20 protein-coding genes and 1 pseudogene are annotated in these 18,892 nt (G+C 59.3%); 7 read left to right on the plus strand and 14 right to left on the minus strand.

What is annotated here, in order from left to right; translation table 11 throughout:
* Positions 1-35 precede the first annotated feature (35 nt).
* A complete protein-coding gene (gene cysZ / locus ACYZT1_RS04965) occupies positions 36-788 on the minus strand; it encodes a sulfate transporter CysZ (RefSeq protein ID WP_462017934.1) in 753 nt (250 codons plus the stop codon).
* A gap of 314 nt (positions 789-1,102) precedes the next feature.
* Here cysZ and trxB point away from each other — a divergent pair, with 314 nt between their 5' ends.
* A complete protein-coding gene (trxB, locus tag ACYZT1_RS04970) occupies positions 1,103-2,065 on the plus strand; it encodes a thioredoxin-disulfide reductase (protein ID WP_462017935.1) in 963 nt (320 codons plus the stop codon).
* Between the two features lie 173 nt (positions 2,066-2,238).
* Here the strand turns inward: trxB and ACYZT1_RS04975 are convergent, their stop codons facing one another.
* The 11 genes and pseudogenes from ACYZT1_RS04975 to ACYZT1_RS05025 form a co-directional block, all read right to left on the minus strand.
* Positions 2,239-3,522, minus strand: coding sequence for an NAD(P)/FAD-dependent oxidoreductase (locus ACYZT1_RS04975; protein WP_462017936.1), 1,284 nt, complete (start codon positions 3,520-3,522; stop codon positions 2,239-2,241).
* Positions 3,523-3,677: 155 nt separating this feature from the next.
* Positions 3,678-4,511: a transporter substrate-binding domain-containing protein gene (locus ACYZT1_RS04980; RefSeq protein ID WP_462017937.1), complete on the minus strand. Its 834-nt coding sequence runs from the start codon at positions 4,509-4,511 to the stop codon at positions 3,678-3,680.
* Between the two features lie 46 nt (positions 4,512-4,557).
* Positions 4,558-5,286 (minus strand): amino acid ABC transporter ATP-binding protein, encoded by a 729-nt coding sequence (locus ACYZT1_RS04985; RefSeq protein ID WP_462019191.1) that lies wholly within the window; start codon positions 5,284-5,286, stop codon positions 4,558-4,560.
* 68 nt (positions 5,287-5,354) lie between these two features.
* A complete protein-coding gene (locus tag ACYZT1_RS04990; RefSeq protein WP_462017938.1) occupies positions 5,355-6,329 on the minus strand; it encodes an amino acid ABC transporter permease in 975 nt (324 codons plus the stop codon).
* 140 nt (positions 6,330-6,469) lie between these two features.
* Positions 6,470-7,720 carry a 2-aminoadipate transaminase gene (locus ACYZT1_RS04995; protein ID WP_462017939.1) on the minus strand — a complete coding sequence of 417 codons (1,251 nt, stop codon included), beginning with the start codon at positions 7,718-7,720 and terminating at the stop codon, positions 6,470-6,472.
* A gap of 250 nt (positions 7,721-7,970) precedes the next feature.
* Entirely contained in the window at positions 7,971-8,309 is a 339-nt protein-coding gene (locus ACYZT1_RS05000) for a HopJ type III effector protein (protein ID WP_462017940.1), read from the minus strand.
* A complete protein-coding gene (locus ACYZT1_RS05005; protein WP_462017941.1) occupies positions 8,302-8,598 on the minus strand; it encodes a DUF1244 domain-containing protein in 297 nt (98 codons plus the stop codon). Before ACYZT1_RS05005 ends, ACYZT1_RS05000 begins: the two co-directional genes overlap by 8 nt.
* A gap of 99 nt (positions 8,599-8,697) precedes the next feature.
* Positions 8,698-9,078, minus strand: coding sequence for a dihydroneopterin triphosphate 2'-epimerase (gene folX / locus ACYZT1_RS05010; protein WP_462017942.1), 381 nt, complete (start codon positions 9,076-9,078; stop codon positions 8,698-8,700).
* Between the two features lie 65 nt (positions 9,079-9,143).
* Positions 9,144-9,296 (minus strand): annotated as a pseudogene (locus ACYZT1_RS05015) (GTP cyclohydrolase I); the annotation flags it as partial.
* A gap of 20 nt (positions 9,297-9,316) precedes the next feature.
* Complete coding sequence (gene folM, locus ACYZT1_RS05020) at positions 9,317-10,027, minus strand: dihydromonapterin reductase (protein WP_462017943.1); 711 nt, start codon at positions 10,025-10,027, stop codon at positions 9,317-9,319.
* Between the two features lie 80 nt (positions 10,028-10,107).
* Positions 10,108-10,662, minus strand: a complete 555-nt coding sequence (locus tag ACYZT1_RS05025) for an antibiotic biosynthesis monooxygenase (protein WP_462017944.1) — start codon at positions 10,660-10,662, stop codon at positions 10,108-10,110.
* 208 nt (positions 10,663-10,870) lie between these two features.
* On the opposite strand from ACYZT1_RS05025, the gene ACYZT1_RS05030 reads away from it, so the two are divergent.
* Positions 10,871-11,830, plus strand: a complete 960-nt coding sequence (locus ACYZT1_RS05030; RefSeq protein WP_462017945.1) for a MerR family transcriptional regulator — start codon at positions 10,871-10,873, stop codon at positions 11,828-11,830.
* A gap of 14 nt (positions 11,831-11,844) precedes the next feature.
* Here ACYZT1_RS05030 and ACYZT1_RS05035 read toward each other — a convergent pair whose 3' ends face one another.
* Together ACYZT1_RS05035 and ACYZT1_RS05040 are read right to left on the minus strand one after the other, a co-directional pair.
* Entirely contained in the window at positions 11,845-12,450 is a 606-nt protein-coding gene (locus ACYZT1_RS05035; RefSeq protein ID WP_462017946.1) for a hypothetical protein, read from the minus strand.
* 54 nt (positions 12,451-12,504) lie between these two features.
* Positions 12,505-12,981 carry a PAS domain-containing protein gene (locus ACYZT1_RS05040; protein WP_462017947.1) on the minus strand — a complete coding sequence of 159 codons (477 nt, stop codon included), beginning with the start codon at positions 12,979-12,981 and terminating at the stop codon, positions 12,505-12,507.
* Between the two features lie 101 nt (positions 12,982-13,082).
* On the opposite strand from ACYZT1_RS05040, the gene ACYZT1_RS05045 reads away from it, so the two are divergent.
* From ACYZT1_RS05045 to ACYZT1_RS05065, 5 genes are all read left to right on the plus strand, one after another.
* Positions 13,083-13,538 carry a flavodoxin gene (locus tag ACYZT1_RS05045; protein ID WP_462017948.1) on the plus strand — a complete coding sequence of 152 codons (456 nt, stop codon included), beginning with the start codon at positions 13,083-13,085 and terminating at the stop codon, positions 13,536-13,538.
* A 149-nt stretch (positions 13,539-13,687) separates the two neighbouring features.
* Positions 13,688-14,470 carry a class II aldolase/adducin family protein gene (locus tag ACYZT1_RS05050; RefSeq protein WP_462017949.1) on the plus strand — a complete coding sequence of 261 codons (783 nt, stop codon included), beginning with the start codon at positions 13,688-13,690 and terminating at the stop codon, positions 14,468-14,470.
* Positions 14,470-15,372, plus strand: coding sequence for an alpha/beta fold hydrolase (locus ACYZT1_RS05055; protein WP_462017950.1), 903 nt, complete (start codon positions 14,470-14,472; stop codon positions 15,370-15,372). Before ACYZT1_RS05050 ends, ACYZT1_RS05055 begins: the two co-directional genes overlap by 1 nt.
* Positions 15,373-15,530: 158 nt before the next feature.
* Positions 15,531-16,442, plus strand: a complete 912-nt coding sequence (locus ACYZT1_RS05060) for an SDR family oxidoreductase (RefSeq protein ID WP_462017951.1) — start codon at positions 15,531-15,533, stop codon at positions 16,440-16,442.
* Positions 16,443-17,086: 644 nt separating this feature from the next.
* A complete protein-coding gene (locus ACYZT1_RS05065; protein WP_462017952.1) occupies positions 17,087-18,880 on the plus strand; it encodes a DUF1302 domain-containing protein in 1,794 nt (597 codons plus the stop codon).
* Positions 18,881-18,892: the final 12 nt, after the last annotated feature.

The raw sequence follows: 18,892 nt of genomic DNA on the forward strand, positions 1-18,892 counted from the left end.
AACGGACGCTCTGAATAGAGAGATTTGTGACTGGCTCAGCCGTGCGTCACCAGATTTTCCGCACCGCGCTCACGAACCCAGAACAGCGTCGCGCCCGCCACGGCCGCCGGCATCATCAGAATGTTCACGACCGGGATCAGCAACACCAGGTAAACACTGCCGCCAAAGCTCATGCTCTGCCAGCGCTTTTCCCGCAGCCAGGCGAGCATCTCGTTCCAGCCCAGCTTGTGGTTGTCTGCCGGGTAGTCGATGTACTGAATCGCCATCATCCAGACACCAAACAGCAGCCACAGCGGCGCGGCGATGATGTTGAGCACGGGAATGAACGAGAGAATGAACAGGCCGATGGCGCGTGGCAGGAAATAGCCCAGTTTGCGCATTTCCCGCGAGAGGGTGCGCGGGATCATGGCGATCAATTCGCCCCAACTGAAAGCCGGGAAGTCATCGGTGCCGCGCACCACTACCTCGACTTTCTCGGCGAGAAATCCGTTGAACGGCGCAGCGATGATGTTGGCGAGCATGGTGAAAGTGAAAAAGACCATGAACGCTACCAGTACGACAAAAATCGGCCACAGCACGTAGTCGAGAAAGCTCAGCCAGTCGGGCAGGGACGGCATCAGGGTATCGACCCACAGGCTGAACTGATGGCCAGCCAGGTAAATCAATCCGACGAACAGCAACAGGTTGATCGCCAAAGGCAGCAAGACGAATAAACGCAGGCTGGGACTCAAGACCAGCTTGAGGCCTTCGCGCAAATATTGCGGGCCAGACAGTACGGGGGCAGGCATATCATGCTCCGAGCAAGGGGGAAACGCGCCGACCTTACCGGCTTTGCCACACGGGCGAAAGCACGGCAACTACATCGACATCAACGGTAACAAAGGTGTCTATATATTTGCGGTTACCGAATAGAGACCGCCTATGAGCTGGATTGTTAATCGGTATTTCCTTAATCTTCGCCCCCTCGATACGCTGCACCCAATCTTTTACAGGACTGTCGAGTTCAAGCCTTCCCCAAGTGCTTTCAACGGTCCTTTTTTATTCCCGCCGGTCGCCCGGCGTTCCGCGCCAGGAATTTCGGGCCGGTCAACAGGAGCAGGTCATGTCTGAAGTCCGTCATTCGCGAGTGATTATTCTCGGTTCCGGCCCTGCCGGTTACAGCGCTGCGGTCTATGCCGCCCGTGCCAACCTCAAGCCGCTGTTGATCACCGGCATGCAGGCCGGCGGTCAACTGACCACCACCACCGAAGTCGACAACTGGCCGGGCGACGTCCACGGTCTGACCGGCCCGGCGCTGATGGAGCGCATGAAAGAGCACGCCGAACGCTTCGAAACCGAGATCGTCTTCGATCACATCAATGCGGTGGATTTCGCTTCCAAGCCTTACAGCCTGACTGGCGACAGCGCGACTTACACCTGCGACGCGCTGATCATCGCCACCGGCGCCAGCGCTCGCTACCTGGGTCTGCCGTCGGAAGAAGCGTTCATGGGCAAGGGCGTGTCGGCCTGCGCCACCTGCGACGGTTTTTTCTACCGCAACAAGCCAGTCGCCGTGGTCGGTGGTGGCAACACCGCTGTCGAAGAGGCGCTGTACCTGGCCAACATCGCCAGCACCGTGACCCTGATTCACCGCCGCGAGACCTTCCGCGCCGAGAAGATTCTGATCGACAAGCTTCACGCTCGCGTTGCTGAAGGCAAGATCATCCTCAAGTTGAACGCGAATCTGGACGAAGTGCTGGGTGACAACATGGGCGTGACCGGTGCTCGCCTGAAGAACAACGACGGCAGCTTCGACGAGCTGAAAGTCGACGGCGTATTCATCGCCATCGGCCACACCCCGAACACATCGCTGTTCGAAGGCCAGCTGACGTTGAAAGACGGCTACCTGGTGGTGCATGGCGGCCGTGAGGGCAACGCCACCGCCACCAACGTTGAAGGCATCTTCGCCGCCGGTGACGTGGCTGACCACGTTTACCGTCAGGCGATCACCTCGGCCGGCGCCGGTTGCATGGCCGCACTGGACGCCGAGCGTTACCTCGACGGGCTGCAGAACGCTTCGTTCTGATTGTGCAGCAATGGAAAAAACCGGCTTCGGCCGGTTTTTTTGTGGATACAGAAATTGCAGTCAACACAAAACCTTGTGGGAGCTAGCCTGCTAGCGATGGTGTGTCAGTCACATTGATGTAGCTGACACACCATCGCTAGCAAGCTCCCACAGGGGAGGTGCAGGAACTGTGTTCAACCGCGAATGCGCTCCTGAACGAAATCCATCACCTTGAGCGACTGATAAACCGCATTTGCCGCCACCCGGCCAAACGGTCCACCGTTCCAGTCGAGCAGGTACGGTTTAAAGAGTTCATACCGGGTAGTTTCCCCGCATATCGCCTCGGCAATCACCCGACCGCTGATCGATCCGGTATTCAGCCCGTGGCCGCCAAACGACGTACACGCCCAGACGCCCGGTTCGAGCAGTCCAAGGTTCGGCATTTTATTGGTGGAATAACCCATCAGCCCGGACCACGCCAGCTCGATCCTGACCGGCGCCAGTTGTGGATACACCGCGACCATATCGGCCTTGAGCATTGCCGCCAGGGCTTTTTCGTTCTGCTCGTTGCGGGTGGTGATACGTCCGCCCCACAACAAGCGGTCGCCTTCGACCACGCGGTAATAATCGGAAGCGCGGCGGTCATCGGAAAACGCCGCACCAGAGTCGAGCACCTTCCTGATCGAATCGCCCAGGTGTTCGGTGAGTACCACGTAGGTGGCGATGGGCAGGTAAGCGCGGCTGAGTTTTTGCAGTTCCGGTCCTCCGTAACCCCCGGCGCAGAACACCAGGTCCTGACAACGCACGCTGCCCTGCGCGGTATCAACGACTTTATCGCTACCTGCATGACGCCAGCCGAGCATTTTCGATTGTTCGAAGATTTTGCCCCCCGCCGTTTCGATGGCCAGTGCCAGGCCCAGGCAATAATTCAGCGGGTGGAAATGCAGGGCATTGGGGTCTTCGACGCCCTGGAAATAGCGCAGCGTATGTGCCCGCTCACGGACCTGAGCGGTGTCGAGAAAATTCAGTTCATAGCCGAAGTCACGGCGCATGGTTTCGATGTGGGTCCTCACTCCGGCACCGTCGTCGTAGCGCTTGACCCGAATCGTCCCGGCCGATGGCGCGCAACCGCTCAGCGCCAGTTCGATGATGTTGCGGCGCACCATCTCCACGCCTTCCACCGACATTTGAAACAAGCTGCGGGCCTGTTCAAGACCGAGTTTTTTACGGATCGCGCCCGAGCCTTCGGCCCAGCCCGGCGAGACCACGCCGCCATTGCGGCCGGACGCGCCCCAGGCGACCTGATGGGCTTCGAGGATGATCACGCGTTTGCCACGCCGGGTCAGTTCGAGCGCAGCGGTGAGGCCGGCAATGCCGGCACCGATGATGCAGACGTCGCAGGTTTCATCGGTGGTTAATTCGGACCTGGCTGCACGCGGCAGCGAGGTCTGGGCATACCAGGTGTTGGGGAAGGACATGGTCGATCCTTGTGTGGCTGCCTATTTGTAGGAGCGAGCTTGCTCGCGAAGAATGCAAGGGCAACGCGTGCTTTCAGACTGCCTGCGTTATCGTCTACATCCATCGTCGGAAAGCCGCCCGGAGCAAGCTCGCTCCTACAGAAGAGCGGCGCTATTTATTTAATGGTCGAGTAATCCACGCCGTACCACTTGTCCGACAGCCTGGTCAGCGTGCCGTCCTTGTGCATCGCGGAGATGATCTCGGCCAGCTTGGCTTTGAGCTCCGGGTCACCCTTGTCGGTGGCGACGGCCAGCGGTTCGTAGAACGCCACGTTGTCATCGACGGCCCGCAACGGGTAACCCTTTTTGATCGCCGCATCGAGCGTACTGCGTTGCGTGAGGATCGCATCCAGGCGCGCACCATCGCCCAGACGCAAATCGTCCAGCGGTCCGACGGAACCGGCGTAGGTTTTCATTTTCTCGGTTTTCACGTCGTAAACGACGGGCGGCACGTCAGTGGTTTCAATGGCCAGCGCCTGGCTGAAGTAATCCTCGGAGGTGGTTCCGCCTTCGACGCCGATGGTTTTGCCATTCAGCGCTTTGTGGTCAGTGACGCTGGATTTGTCGTGCACGGCGAACACGTAAGGCACGTAGTAATAGGTGCCGGGGAAATCGAGGATTCGCGAGCGACTTTTGGTCGCGGTCATCGAACCCACGGAGACGTCCCAACGGCCGTTCCATTTGCCGGCGGTGATCACGTCCCAGTCTGGTGTGATGAATTTGACTTCCACGCCCAGGCGCTTGGCGATCTCCTTCGACACATCGATATCAAAGCCGTCGATTTCATTCTTGTCGTTGATGAATCCCTGCGGCGGCCAGGTCGCCGACGTGGCGACGGTCAACGTTTTGCTGCTCTGGATTTTGTCCAGAACCGCACCGGCATTGGCGGCGCCGACGAACAACAGCGACATGGCGGCCGCGAGGGTGATTGCACGTTTTTTGCTGAGCATGTCCATCTCCACTTTTCGTTATTGTTTTGCGGCGGTAAAACGACTCTCAGTGACCGATGATCTGCGACAGGAATTGCTGCGCGCGTTCGGTCTGCGGGTTGTTGAAAAATTCTGCCGGTGTGGCTTGTTCGATCACCTGGCCCTGGTCCATGAACAACACGCGGTCGGCGACCTTGCTGGCAAAGCCCATTTCGTGGGTCACGCAAATCATGGTCATGCCGTCGGTGGCCAGCTCGCCCATCACGTCCAGCACTTCGTGGACCATTTCCGGGTCGAGCGCGGATGTGGGTTCGTCGAACAGCATCACTTTGGGGTTCATGCACAGCGCCCGGGCGATGGCCACGCGTTGCTGCTGGCCGCCGGACAACTGCGACGGATACTTGTGCGCGTGTTCGGCAATGCGCACCCGCTCCAGATAAACCTGCGCACGTTTTTTCGCCTCGGTGGACGACACGCTTTGCACCAGTTGCGGCGCCAGCGTCAGGTTGTCCATCACGCTCAGGTGCGGGAACAGGTTGAAGCTCTGGAACACCATGCCGATTTCACTGCGCACGGCGCTGACGCTTTCCGCTTCGCTGGTGAGGGTGATGCCGTTGACCTCGATGCGGCCTTTCTGGAAATTTTCGAGGTGGTTGATGCAGCGAATCATCGTCGACTTGCCCGAGCCCGACGGGCCGCATACCACCAGGATTTCACCGCTGGCGACGGTCAGGTCGACGTCCCGCAAGGCGTGAAAATTGCCATACCACTTGTTCAGGCCGGCGATGGAAATCATCGCAGGAGCGGTCGGCGCAACCGGCGTCGGTTGCAGTCTTGGCGCGGTACTGGCTGGCGTCATCACGATCAGCTCCTCACGGTGGAACGGTTGACCCGTTTTTCGATGCGCGCCTGCACCCGTTCCAGGATGAACGACAGCGCCCAGTAGATCATCGCGGCGGTGATCAGCATTTCCAGGTGACGGAAGTCCGCGCGGCCCTGGGTTTTGGCCAGGTACATCAGCTCCCAGACACCGATCACCGAGACCAGCGAACTGTCCTTGAGCATGGCGATGAACTGGTTACCGGTGGGCGGGATGATCACGCGCAAGGCCTGGGGCATGATCACTTTGCTCAGGGTTTTGAACGGGCTGATGTTCAAGGCCCGCGAAGCTTCCCACTGCCCGACGGGAATGCTCTGGATACCGGCGCGGAAGATTTCCGTCATGTAGGCGCCGTAGCACAGCGACAGCGCGAGAATGCCGGCCGGCACCGCGTCGACCACATAACCCAACTGCGGAAGGCCAAGGTAGATCAGGTAGATCTGGATCAGCAAAGGTACGCCGCGAAAGAACGAGGTGTAAAACGACGCGAGGGCGTTGGCCAGGCCGTTGTTCGACAGCTTGGCCACCGCGCCGATCAGTGCCAGAACGAAAGCAATCACGATGGCGATGGCGGAGATGTACAACGTTGTCGCAGCGCCCTGAACGATCAGGAAACCGACCTTGTCGAGAATGAAGCTGTAGGAAAGGTCGAACGTATCGAAGAACGCGAGAAACAGAATCAGCAGTTCGATCCATACCACCGTGGTTTGCACCTTGAACTGCAATCGCCCCAGAACGTGAAAGTTGAGCGTGCCGATGACGGCGATGGCCAGGCCAATGGCGATGTTGCGCGTGGTCAGGCTGTCCGGGGCGTTGCCCAGCAGCGGATGCAGGAAATGGCTGAGGCCGCTGTTGCCGAGGTTCATCAGGTAGGAGCCGAGAAACAGCACCACGGCCACGCCAAGCAGGAATTGAGGATCGTTGGACTTTTTCTTATGAATTATATTGTCGTGATACATGGATGCCTCGGCGTGTTGGTCGTGATGATCTCGCTAAGTAAATAAATTTATCGATTCTGTAGGAGCGAGTATTGCGACGCACATTCAGGGACTGCAAGCGAACATATTTCGCTACGTCAGTCCCGGAATTCAGTTTGCTGTCAGGAAAGTTGCGCGAGGCAGGCCTCAAGAATGTCCAGGCCTTCCTCCAGCACGGCCGCTTCGGTGGTCAGTGGCGCCAGCAGACGAATGATGTGGCGCGACTTGCCGCTGGGCATCAGCAACAGGCCCGCGTCGCGGGCCAACGCCAGCAATTGCGTCAGTTGTGCCGGGGCTGGCGTGCCGTCGGCGTGGGCCAGTTCGATGCCGCGCATGGCACCGACCCCGGTCAGACGCCCCAGGTAAGGTGAAAGGTTGCGCACGCGCCAGGCTTGATAACGGCTGACGATCGCTTCTTCCTGCTGCGAGCCCCAGGCTTGCAGGTTGGCGTCGGTCATTTCATCGAGGGTGGCCAGTGCAGCGGCGCAGGCGATGGGGTTGCCCGAGTAAGTGCCGCCCAGTCCGCCCTTGGGCAAAATATCGAGCAGCGGCTTGCGCCCGACGACCGCGCCCAGCGGCACGCCGCCGGCGATGCTTTTGCCCAGCAGGATCAGGTCCGGCTCGATGCCCAGCCGTGAAAACGCGAAGCGTTGCCCGGTGCGACCGAAGCCGGACTGGATTTCATCGGCGATCAGCACAATGCCTTTTTCGTCACACAAGTGCCGAAGCGCCTGGGCGAACTCGATGTCCAGCGCCAGGAAACCCGCTTCACCCTGCACCGGTTCGACGATGAAACAGGCCACGTCGTCGATGTCGATTTCGACGCTGAACAGTCGGTCCATCGCCTTCAGCGCCTCGGCGCAGGTCACGCCATTGTCCTTGCTGGGAAAAGGCAAGTGATAGACCGGGCCCGGCAATACGCCGACTTTCTGTTTGTACGGTGCGACTTTGCCATTGAGGTTGAGCGTGGCGAGGGTACGACCGTGGAACGCGCCATCGAAGGCGATGACCGCCGTGCGACCGGTAGCGCCGCGCACGATCTTCAAGGCGTTTTCCGCCGCTTCCGCGCCGCAGTTAGTGAGCATGCCGCTGACGGGGTAATCCACGGGAATGAACGCGGCGAGGCGATCCATGAAATCGAGGTAGGGCCCATGCGGGGCGGCGTTGAAGGCGTAATGGGTCAGCCGGGTGGCTTGATCACCAATGGCCTGGACGATGCGCGGATGGCAGTGGCCGAGGTTCAACACGCCGATGCCACCGACAAAGTCGATGTAGCGTTTGCCATCGGTGTCCCAGACTTCGGCGTTTTTGCCGTGGCTGAGAGTGACGGGATGAACGATGTTGATCGACCGACTGATGGTTTCGCTGCTCATGGATGACCGACTCGGCAGATGGGAGGCTTCGTTTATCTAAGCCGTGAGCGGTGTTGGTGGGCAAACGAAATAAAGTGGGCGGGTCAATCTTAAAAGTCGGGATGTTGTGGGAGGAAACTGTAGGAGCGAGCTCGCTCGCGAAAAACCCAAGGCCGGCGCGGGTATTCAGAACGCCCGCGTCATCGTTCACGTCCATCGTCGGAACGCCGCCCGGAGCAAGCTCGCTCCTTGGATTGGTGTTGGTCAGAAATCAGCGGCGAGTCAGCGGCTGTTGCGCGAACTTCACGCCCGCCAGCCCATGCGCGATCAGCGCCCGGATGTTGCCGTGATCGCTGCCGTCAGGGGTCGCCAGCACCGAGCGGTAATGCTCCCCGAAAGCCAGCAGCGCTTCTTCATCGCTCAAACCTTCCAGCACAGCCAGCCCCAGCGTCTTGCACGAACCTTCGTTTTGCCCGGCCGCATTGTCTACGCCGCCATTGCTGAATGCCTGAGGCTGGTAGTCGTAACCGGCGGCGACGAACGACAGGGTATCGGCGAAAACGTGTGCACCGCTGTTGAGGCTGGCGCGCAGGGTGTTCAGATCACTCATTGGGTTTTTCCTTGGCAAACGCCGCCTGTTGTTCGGCGCTGGCTTCTTGCTGGTATTGGGCTTTCCACTCGGCGTACGGCATGCCGTAAACCACCTCGCGGGCGTCATCGAGGCTGACCTCGATCTGGCGCTCATCGGCCGCGGCCTTGTACCACTTGGACAGGCAGTTGCGGCAGAAACCCGAGAGGTTCATCAGGTCGATGTTCTGCACATCCTTGCGACTGTCGAGGTGGGCGACAAGCCGGCGAAAGGCGGCGGCTTCAAGTTCCAGGCGTTGTTGATGGGTCATAAGGGTCTCTGCGAGACAGCTTTGAGCGGCAAGCTTCAAGCTGCAAGTTGGGTTGCGTTGGTCGTCAGCTTACCGCTTGAAGCTTGAAGCTTGAAGCTGCTACGCAGTAGCCCGTCCCGCCGCCAGCGTTATCGACACCGATTCGGCAAATCGTAACGCGTGGGGTTTGTCGACTTCCACTTCGGCGTACAGCACCGACTCGTTGACCATCACCAGATCGAGAATTTCCTGGGTCAGGCGTTCCAGCAATGCAAAGCGATTGCCTTCGACATGAGCGATGATCGCCTTGGTGATGGTGCGGTAATTCAGCGCGTGCTCGATGTCGTTATCGCGCACCGCTTCCTGGGCCGCATACAGAATGGTCAGATTGATCAACACATCCTGCTTGTTGAGGATTTCATCCTCGTTGATGCCGATAAAGGTCCGCAGGCACAGGTCCTTGACCCGGATGCGCGCGGTGCCAGGTTGAAGTTGTGGCATTGCTACTTGCTCCGTCCAATCAATTGCAGAAATTCCTGGCGGGTGTTGTTCGAGTCGCGCAACGCGCTTTGTTCATAGCCATGACACAGGTACTGCATGGCTTGGGCCGCGCGTACCGGTGTATCGCGCAGGCCTTCGCGGTCGGGATTGTCCCCCAGGCCAATGAGAATGTCGCGATAGTTCTTCGGCAGGGAGTCAGGGTGCAGGGACAACGTCATGGAGCATCCTCGCGGGCCGCTTATTTGATGTGCCGGCCGCCGTTGACGGTCAGGGTCGTACCGGTGACGTAAGGGTTGTCGAGCAGATAGCGCAGGCTCTGGTAGATCACTTCGCTTCCGGGTTCGATACCCAGTGCGGATTTGGCCAGGGCCTTGGTGCGGTACGCCGCGTCGTCTTCGGGGTTGAACAATAGCAGGGCTGGCGCAATGCTGTTGACCTTGATGGCGGGCGCGTATCTGGCGGCGAAGGACAGCGTCAGGCTGTCGAGCCCGGCCTTGCTCGCACAATAGCCGATGTGCTTGCTGCTGCCCTTGCGGGTCACATCGTCGCTGATGTGCACGATATCGGCCGGCGTTGAACGGCGCAGCAGGTCGGCGCAGTGCAGGTTGATCAGGTAGGGCGCCAGCATGTGCACGTTGAACATGCGGGTAAACGCTGTGGCGTCGGTGTCCGGGGTTTCCGCCAGCCACTCGGACGCGTTGTGCACGATGGCCCGGAGGCCGTCGGTATGGGTTTTCAGTTCGTTGATGAATGCCAGAATGCCCGCTTCAGTGGCGAAGTCCGCGAACAGCGCCGTCGCCCCGAGGTCGCGCAATGTCTGCACGCCGCTGCGTTCGCTGCGGTAGGTGAACATCACCTGATGGCCGTCCTGGAGCAAACGCTGCGCGCAGTGCAGGCCGACACGCTGGCCGGCACCGGTGATCAGGATCGGGGGGGATGCAGAGGTCATGAACGGCTCGCGTCGCAGGGAGAACAAAAACTATAACAGCGACGGGGGATTCCCACCTCTGTGGGAGAAAAGCTTTGCGCCTACGGGTTGATGATTTTACGGTCGGTCGTCGGGCTGTTCAGCCAGCCGGCCAGCACACGGGTCGACAGCGGGATAAACAGGTAAACCATCAGTGGCGTCAGGCACAGCGTGCTGATCAACACTCGCGGCAGCAGGCTCAGATGATCAAGCATCGGCCCCAGCGCAAAGTTGAACAGCAGCGACACCGGAAAGAACGCCAGCCAGATCGCCACCGCCTGTTTCCAGCGCGGCGGACGTTGGCCGGCAGCGCCGAACCAGCCCTCGATGCCGCTAACCCGATGCTCGGTGGGGTGGGCAAACAAGTCGCTGCCGCGCGCGAGCCACGCGGTGCGCGAGGCGGAGTGCTCCCAGGCGTGCATGGTGTGCTCATCGGCGAAGCGAAAAATGATCTGGAATTCGTCATCGTCGGGCGGCGGCGCCAGCACGCCGGAGCCGAGATAGCCCTGAAAATCGGTGGCCAGCTGTTCGCCTTCGCGCAACCAGGCCATCAAATCCTGATAACGCCCTTCGGCAACGCGACGCGCGACCATCAGCGTGACGGGTGAGGTAGACATTGTGTATCTCCATGGGACTGATGCGTCGCCCCGGGTAGGAGTTCGGCAAGCGCAGCGGGGGTAGGGAGCTGCAACTGTGCTATCAGCAAAAAACGTTCCGAATTCTACAGGAGTGGTCTGCTCGGCAGGTCAATCATCGGTGTCTTGAGTCATACTGGGCCCAAGTGGTTACCATAGGATCCAAATCTACAAGGACGTGAATTGCCAAATGCCTGCCATCATCGAAACAGGCCCGGTTCTTCAGCCCGGTCTTGCGCCCCCACCCGAGCAGCTGTATCCCATCCGTGAGGTGGCGCGGCTGACCGGGGTCAATCCGGTCACCCTGCGCGCATGGGAACGCCGTTATGGCCTGATTCACCCCACGCGCACCGAAAGCGGGCATCGCCTGTACTCGATGAGCGATATTGAACGGGTGCGCAGTATTCTGGACTGGATTGATCGCGGCGTCGCTGTCAGCAAGGTCGGCAAAATATTGGCCAAAGCCGCGCCCCTCCAGGGCCTGTCGCACATCATCCCCCGCGAACTGGTGCACGCCGACCATGCGCAATGGCAGGACCAGCTCCAGTCCGCGGTCAGCGCTTTCGATGTGGTGCAACTCGATCAGGTCTATGGACAGATTTTTTCCAGTTACCCTTTATCCGTAGTGTTTCAGGACATCCTGCTGCCGGTATGGAAGCGATTGCAGCAACGACAGCAAGCGTTCGGACATGTCAGTGAATGGTTTTTCTTCGATGGTTTTTTGCGATCTCGCGTGGTGCAACGCCTATCGCTGACGCGCGTTACGCCAGGCAGCAGAGTTGTTGTGTGTGCCCTGAGCGATCGCTGCCAGGAACTCGAGCTGCTGGTCGCGGCGTTATTGCTCAGTAATTCCGATTACGCACTTCAGGTCATGGCGGTCGGTCAGCCCTTTGATGAATTGACACTGGTGTGCGAGAGGATCAAGCCTCAAGCGCTGGTGCTTTTCTCCAACCACGCGCCCGCAGCGCAGCTGCCGCAGCAACTGAAACGGCTGGCGCTGAGCATTGATTGTCAGCTGTTGCTGGCGGGCGAGGTCGCCGAGCTGGCGCAGGAAAACCTGTTGGGCACTGCGATTGGCTGTCTGGGCAACGAGGGAACGCAGATGCGCCAGCGTCTGAAGCAATTCCTGGCAGGCAGCCTGGACACTTGAAACAAACGGGGCGATCAGAGGTGCAGGGCGGGGTGCGTGAGACGGTGCTGTTGAAGGATGTACTGGCGCAAGCGCTCGGTTTCGTCTTTGTCGCTCTGGTTCAGCTGATAAGCGACGTAGCCATTATGGTTCTCTTTTTCAAAGGTGCCACGTAATGCAATTCGCTCATAGCCAGAAGGACTGAACCATAACGTGAAGTGTTTGGGCAGTTTGGCCTTGTTGCGCACCTCTAGCAGAACACCCTTGAACGACACTTCGTGCACCCACATGGGGCGGGGCTGGCCGCTCGCATTTTCCAAAGCGACCGGTTCTTCCAGCACTAACCGCCAGGGCCGAACCATCGGGCCATCTTCGTAAATACTGGGAACACCCAGCCGCAGATGCAGCGCATGGAATTCGTCTTCCACCAGATGCAGTGGAAAGGTCATTTGCTGATTCTCGAAGGTGGCCTGAATGGTGACCTGCTCATGTGCAGCCAGGCGTGTGAGCAGGTCACGGATCTGTGAACCACCGTTGACGAGCAGGCTCGACGTCGCATCCCGCACATTGAGTTGCGGGTTGTGCTGCATGGTCTGGATGAAATCCAGCTCATCCTGGGTCAGGAGCGCGTCGCGTTGCATGATCTACTCGAAAGAAATGCTGACAAAGTCATCGGCGATTGTAGTTAATGACAATTAATTCGTATTTTTGTTTGTACCGTTGGTCGCTTTTAACGCGGCCAACTCACCCTGAAGGTCAGCCACTTGCGCCTCAAGCTGCGCTATACGCTGCTGAGCCTTGACCTGAAGCGTGACATCTTTTTGTACGCCGACGAAATATGTCTGGCCGTCGCCCGGGTTTTTGACTGTCGAAAGCGATAGCTCATTCCAGAATGGCGTGCCGTCCTTGCGATAATTGTGCAGGATTTCGCGGCACGAGCCGCCTTGATCAAGCGTTTCGCGAACCACACGCAGGGACGCTTGATCCCGATCGCCAGCCTGCAGAAAACGGCAATCCTGATAGAGGATCTCTTCGCTTGAGTAGCCCGTCAGGCGTTCAAACGCCGGGTTGACGTAAATCAGAATGTTGTCCTGATCGCCTTCTTTTTCAGCGATCACGATGCCTTCGTTCGAAGCATTGATGACCATTTGCAGCAATTGCGCGTTAATCATTTGCAGAGTCCTTTGCCGGGATTGATAGCCTGCATTCTAAAAGAACAAAAGAGACCGTACTGTTAAGATCCCTCTCTTTTATCAGCTTCAGGACCCGATTGATGAAAGTTGCCATCCTTTGCGGCTCGGTATACGGCACCGCCGAAGAAGTCGCCCGTCATGCTGCCAGCCTTCTGAAAGCTGCCGGGTTCGAAACCTTCTACAACCCGCGCGCAAGCCTTGCAGACCTCTTGGCGTTCGGCCCGCAAGCGTTTCTCGCCGTGACGTCGACCACCGGCATGGGCGAATTGCCTAACAATCTGCAGCCTCTGTATTTCGCCATCCGCGATCAGTTGCCGGCGGCGTGGCGTGGGTTGCCGGGTGCCGTGATCGGTCTGGGCGATGCCAGTTATGGCGATACGTTCTGCGGCGGTGGCGAGCAGCTGCGTGAACTGTTTGCCGAATTGGGCCTGCGCGAAGTGCTGCCGATGCTGCGACTGGACGCCAGCGAAAGTGTCACCCCGCAAACGGATGCAGAACCCTGGCTGGCGGAATGGATTGATGCGCTGAGCCAATGATCTGCCGCTTCCCAACGCCGTAAATCCGGGCGCTCCTGCGCCCTGACTCGGTAGGCCATCAAGCTGGCTGCGAATGCAACTACCCGAATAACAAGGGCTGACTAGACTGCTTCACGTGAGTATAAAAACAAGATCAGGAGTTTCTTGCCGTGAGCGTAGCCCCCTTCCAGTCACCACCGAGTGTGCAACATCAGGTCAGCGCTGCCGAATGGCAGACCCGCGTCGATCTGGCGGCCTGTTACCGCCTGGTCGCCCTGCATGGCTGGGATGATCTGATCTTCACGCACATTTCTGCCAAAGTGCCGGGCACCGAAGATTTCCTGATCAACCCGTTCGGCTTGATGTTCCACGAAATCACCGCGTCGAGTCTGGTCAAGGTCGATCAGGCTGGCAACAAACTGATGGACAGCCCGTACGAAATCAATCCGGCGGGATACACCATCCACAGTGCCGTGCACGAAGTGCGTCACGATGTGGTTTGCGTACTGCACACGCACACGGCGGCGGGTGTTGCAGTGTCGGCGCAAAAACAGGGCATCTTGCCGATTAGCCAGCAGTCGTTGTTCGTCCTGTCCAGCCTGGCCTATCACGCCTACGAAGGCGTCGCGCTGAATCACGAAGAGAAAGCGCGGCTGCAGGCCGACCTTGGTGAGAACAACTTCCTGATGTTGCATAACCACGGCCTGCTGACCTGTGGCAGTACCGTCGCCGACACCTTCCTGATGATGTTCACCTTCCAGCGCGCGTGCGACATTCAGGTGCTGGCGCAGAATGGCGGGGCAGAATTGATTGCCATCGAACCGCAGATTCTGGCGGGCGCCAAGGCGATGATCGCCGGCGTCACCAAAAGTGCTCAAGGCATGGGGGGGGCGCTGGCCTGGCCGGCGTTGCTGCGCAAACTCGATCAACTGGACCCGGGATATAAATTCTGATGCCACTCGCCGGGATCCCGCTGTGCGTCTGGCGCAAGCGCAGCCAGACGTTCCTGTTCCGCGGCCATGCCATACGTTACTGGTCGGCGGGGCAGGGCGAGCCCCTGCTGCTGATTCACGGCTTCCCGACCGCCAGTTGGGACTGGCATTTTCTCTGGCAGCCACTGGCTCAGCGCTACCGGGTGATCGCCTGCGACATGCTCGGCTTCGGCGATTCAGCCAAACCGGTGAATCATGAATACAGCCTGCTCGAACAGGCGGATTTGCAACAGGCATTGCTCGAACATCTGCATGTCGATGCGCCTGTGCACGTTCTGGCCCACGACTATGGCGACAGCGTGGCTCAGGAACTGCTGGCCCGACACTACGAGGCGCGCATCGAACTCGCCAGTTGCGTGTTTCTCAACGGAGGCCTGTTTCCGGAAACCCATCATCCGGTGCTCATGCAAAAATTGTTGCTCAGCCCACTAGGCTGGATGATCGGACGAGCGTTCTCGCGTGAAGCACTGGTGAAGAGTTTCCGGCAGATATTTGGTCCGCACAGTCGGCCCTCGGAAAGCGAGATGGACGATTTCTGGAGCCTGATCAACAGCAACCACGGGCGGCGAATTTTCCACAAATTGATCGCTTACATCCCTGAGCGGCGAGTTCAGCGGGATCGCTGGGTGACGGCGATGCAGCGTGGCGAAGTGCCGTTGCGAGTCATTGATGGTGAGGTCGATCCGATCTCCGGGGCACACATGGTCAAACGCTATCGGGAACTGATTCCCGACCCGGATACCGTGCTGTTGCCGGGCATCGGCCATTACCCGCAAACCGAAGCACCCGCGCAGGTGCTGCAGCATTATCTGGCGTTTCGCAGCCGGCTGATTTCGCTGCCGCTCAAGATGGCTGTTTCCTGAGGCGATTCTGAAAGACCGCAGCCCCAGTCACCCCGATCCAGACCCGCATCATCCCCCAGCCTTATCGAACACCATTCAGCCTCCCCCGTGTTCATTGTGACCCGCAGCGCCGTGCCTGACACTCGGGCGCAATGTCCCCTTGGCCAGCTGGAGTCCCCATGAATGAATCTGTGCGCTTCGAAGATAAAGTCGTGATCATCACCGGGGCCGGCGGCGGCCTCGGACGCGCGCATGCGTTGCTGTTCGCCGCGCAGGGCGCCAAAGTGCTGGTCAACGACCTCGGCGGTTCAGCGCAGGGCGAGGGCGCCAACGCATCGGCCGCTGACCGCGTCGTAGCGGAAATTCGTCAGGCCGGCGGCATTGCCGAGGCCAACCATGACTCGGTCACCGACGGCGACAAGATCGTGCAGAATGCGCTCGATGTCTTCGGCCGTGTCGACGTGATCGTCAACAACGCCGGGATCCTGCGGGACAAGACCTTCCACAAAATGGACGACGCCGACTGGGATCTGGTTTACCGCGTGCATGTTGAAGGCGCTTACAAAGTCACCCGCGCCGCGTGGCCGCATCTGCGCGAGCAAAACTATGGGCGCGTGATCTTCACCGCCTCCACCTCGGGCATCTACGGCAACTTCGGCCAGTCCAACTACGGCATGGCCAAGCTCGGCCTTTACGGCTTGACCCGCACCCTCGCCATCGAAGGTCGCAAACACAACATTTTCGTCAATGCCATCGCGCCCACCGGCGGCACACGCATGACCGAAGGCCTGATCCCGCCGCAAGTGTTCGAACAGCTCAAACCGGAACTTGTGAGCCCGCTGGTGGTGTATCTGGCCAGCGAAAATTGTCAGGAAACCTCCGGGCTGTTTGAAGTCGGCGGTGGCTGGATGGGCAAGGTTCGCTGGGAGCGTAGCCTTGGTGCCGGATTTGATCCACGGGTGGGTTTCTCGCCGGAAGATGTCGCGGCACATTGGGCGCAAATTTGTGACTTCGAAGGGGCAGCGCATCCGAAGGATAATATTGAAGCGTTGAAGGAAATGATGGGGAATTTGCAGAAGTATTCTAGCTAAGGGGCATAAGGGCAGACATTGCAAAACCACCGCCCATAAAAAAGGCCGCTGCAAACGCAGCGGCCAAAGTAAGACGTTGGATCAAGGAGCAACAAATCAACGTCAGTGAACACGGGGCAAGGGGTTGAGTGATCAACGCCTCGGAATGCTTTGCTGATGGAACGGAATGAACACACCCCACCGCCTGATGTTTATACGGCCATTGCCGTGAAAGCCCGCCAAGAATAAGCCTCTGTCCGCCAAGGAGAAATAGCGGTTTCAGACATGCACTGTTGCAGTCTTGGCAACAGTCCACGCGCTTGAGTACTCCTCTCCCCTGCAGCAGCCTGCGTCCGGCTGCGCAGCAGTCGCCGATTTGTTGTACCCATTCCATATCATCGGTTGGTTGACGGCTGCTGCGCCGCCGGACGCAGCCGGACGCAGCCGGACGCAGGCTGCGCCAGCTGCTAGAGGGACAGTGGTGGCCCTGCCTCATGCATCCCATTGATAACCCGCCATCCAGCCCGCCCATACCCTGCGCAAATCCCCGCACCGCATGGCCATTCATCCTTTCGAGGTACACGGTAAATACCTCCTTCGTGCGCTTATCGGTCTCGGTGTGCGGCAGTAGGGTGTGGCCTTCTGTCACTCACCGGGGAAGACGCATGACAAAAACAACAATGCGCGCCATCTTCAAACCGCACGCGCTCGCCGCTGCGGTGGCCATGGGTTGCTGCGCCCAGGCCCAGGCGGTTTCATTCAATATCGGGGAAATCGAAGGGACGTTCGACTCCTCGCTGTCCGTGGGGGCGAGTTGGGGCATGCGCGATGCCGACAGGGCGTTGGTGGGCATTCCCAACGGTGGGACAGGCCAGGCATCGACCGGTGATGACGGGCGTCTGAACTTCAAGAAAGGCGATACCTTCTCGAAGATCTTCAAGGGCATTCATGACCTCGAGTTGAAGTACGGCGACACCGGCGTGTTCGTCCGGGGCAAGTACTGGTACGACTTTGAACTGAAGGACGAGGACCGCGAATTCAAACCCATCAGCGATCACAACCGCAAGGAAGGTTCCAAGTCTTCGGGCGCGCAGATCCTCGATGCGTTCGTCTATCACAACTATTCAATCGGCAATCTGCCCGGCACCGTTCGCGCCGGCAAACAGGTGGTCAGCTGGGGCGAAAGTACTTTTATCGGCAACTCCATCAACAGCATCAACCCGGTGGACGTTTCCGCGTTTCGACGCCCCGGTGCGGAGATCAAGGAAGGCCTGATTCCAGTGAACATGTTGTTCGCCTCCCAAGGCCTGACCGACAAGCTCACCGTGGAAGGTTTCTATCAACTGGAGTGGGACCAGACCGTTCTCGACAACTGCGGCACCTTTTTCGGCGGGGATGTGGCAGCAGACGGTTGCACCACCGGCTACACCGTTGCCAGCCCGGCGATTGCGCCGTTGCAACCAATCGCTGCGGCGTTCGGCCAGGGCTTTCAGGTCGGTCGTGAGGGCGTGATCGTGCCCCGTGGCGGCGACCGCGACGCCCGCGATTCCGGGCAGTGGGGCACAGCGTTGCGCTGGCTCGGCGATGACACCGAGTACGGCCTGTACTTCATGAATTACCACAGCCGCACACCCAACGTCGGCACCACGACGGCCGGGCTGGGCACGCTGGCGCGCATCCCCGGCATCATCGCTGCGGCCAATGCCATTGCGCCCGGCAGCGGTGGCTCTTTGGCGCAAAGCGTGATGCTCGGCCGTGGTCAGTATTTCCTTGAGTACCCGGAAGACATTCGCCTGTACGGCGCAAGCTTCTCCACCACATTGCCCACCGGTACGGCGTGGACCGGCGAGATCAGCTATCGCCCCAACTTGCCGGTGCAGATCAACACCAATGATCTGACCCTGGCCCTGCTCAATCCCATCGCCGGCGGCGCAGCGTCACCCATTGCCACCGCACCCGGCGCGGACAACAAAGGTTATCGGCGCAAGGAAGTGACGCAGATCCAGAGCACCCTCACCCACTTCATCGATCAAGTGGCAGGTGCCGACCGGCTGACCCTGGTGGGCGAGGCGGCGGTGGTTCATGTCGGCGGACTGGAGAACAAAAGCAAGCTGCGTTACGGCCGCGACTCGATCTACGGCCAGTACGGTTTTGGCGGTGACACCGACGGTTTTGTCACGTCGACGTCCTGGGGCTACCGCGCTCGCGCCATCCTCGATTACAACAACGTGATTGCCGGGATCAACTTCAAACCCAACCTGTCGTGGTCCCATGACGTCTCGGGTTATGGCCCCAACGGCCTGTTCAACGAAGGCGCGAAAGCGATCAGCGTTGGCGTCGATGCCGACTATCGCAACACCTACACCGCGAGCTTGAGTTACACCGATTTCTTCGGCGGTGACTACAACACCCTGGAAGATCGCGACTTCCTGGCGCTGAGCTTCGGCGTGAACTTCTGATCTGGCTGAGAA

Source organism: Pseudomonas sp. PB3P13, assembly GCF_054897735.1.

Excerpts from the sequence above, each read along its gene's own strand:
- ACYZT1_RS04975 (WP_462017936.1), bottom strand. The coding sequence starts at position 3,522 with ATGTCCTTCCCCAACACCTGGTATGCCCAGACCTCGCTGCCGCGTGCA.
- ACYZT1_RS05060 (WP_462017951.1), top strand. The coding sequence starts at position 15,531 with ATGAATGAATCTGTGCGCTTCGAAGATAAAGTCGTGATCATCACCGGG.
- folM (WP_462017943.1), bottom strand. The coding sequence starts at position 10,027 with ATGACCTCTGCATCCCCCCCGATCCTGATCACCGGTGCCGGCCAGCGT.
- ACYZT1_RS05045 (WP_462017948.1), top strand. The coding sequence starts at position 13,083 with ATGAAAGTTGCCATCCTTTGCGGCTCGGTATACGGCACCGCCGAAGAA.
- ACYZT1_RS04985 (WP_462019191.1), bottom strand. The coding sequence starts at position 5,286 with ATGATTTCCATCGCCGGCCTGAACAAGTGGTATGGCAATTTTCACGCC.
- ACYZT1_RS05055 (WP_462017950.1), top strand. The coding sequence starts at position 14,470 with ATGCCACTCGCCGGGATCCCGCTGTGCGTCTGGCGCAAGCGCAGCCAG.
- ACYZT1_RS05000 (WP_462017940.1), bottom strand. The coding sequence starts at position 8,309 with ATGAGTGATCTGAACACCCTGCGCGCCAGCCTCAACAGCGGTGCACAC.
- ACYZT1_RS05035 (WP_462017946.1), bottom strand. The coding sequence starts at position 12,450 with ATGCAACGCGACGCGCTCCTGACCCAGGATGAGCTGGATTTCATCCAG.
- ACYZT1_RS05030 (WP_462017945.1), top strand. The coding sequence starts at position 10,871 with ATGCCTGCCATCATCGAAACAGGCCCGGTTCTTCAGCCCGGTCTTGCG.
- ACYZT1_RS04990 (WP_462017938.1), bottom strand. The coding sequence starts at position 6,329 with ATGTATCACGACAATATAATTCATAAGAAAAAGTCCAACGATCCTCAA.
- ACYZT1_RS05040 (WP_462017947.1), bottom strand. The coding sequence starts at position 12,981 with ATGATTAACGCGCAATTGCTGCAAATGGTCATCAATGCTTCGAACGAA.
- ACYZT1_RS05025 (WP_462017944.1), bottom strand. The coding sequence starts at position 10,662 with ATGTCTACCTCACCCGTCACGCTGATGGTCGCGCGTCGCGTTGCCGAA.
- ACYZT1_RS04995 (WP_462017939.1), bottom strand. The coding sequence starts at position 7,720 with ATGAGCAGCGAAACCATCAGTCGGTCGATCAACATCGTTCATCCCGTC.
- ACYZT1_RS05005 (WP_462017941.1), bottom strand. The coding sequence starts at position 8,598 with ATGACCCATCAACAACGCCTGGAACTTGAAGCCGCCGCCTTTCGCCGG.
- cysZ (WP_462017934.1), bottom strand. The coding sequence starts at position 788 with ATGCCTGCCCCCGTACTGTCTGGCCCGCAATATTTGCGCGAAGGCCTC.
- folX (WP_462017942.1), bottom strand. The coding sequence starts at position 9,078 with ATGCCACAACTTCAACCTGGCACCGCGCGCATCCGGGTCAAGGACCTG.
- ACYZT1_RS05065 (WP_462017952.1), top strand. The coding sequence starts at position 17,087 with ATGACAAAAACAACAATGCGCGCCATCTTCAAACCGCACGCGCTCGCC.
- trxB (WP_462017935.1), top strand. The coding sequence starts at position 1,103 with ATGTCTGAAGTCCGTCATTCGCGAGTGATTATTCTCGGTTCCGGCCCT.
- ACYZT1_RS04980 (WP_462017937.1), bottom strand. The coding sequence starts at position 4,511 with ATGCTCAGCAAAAAACGTGCAATCACCCTCGCGGCCGCCATGTCGCTG.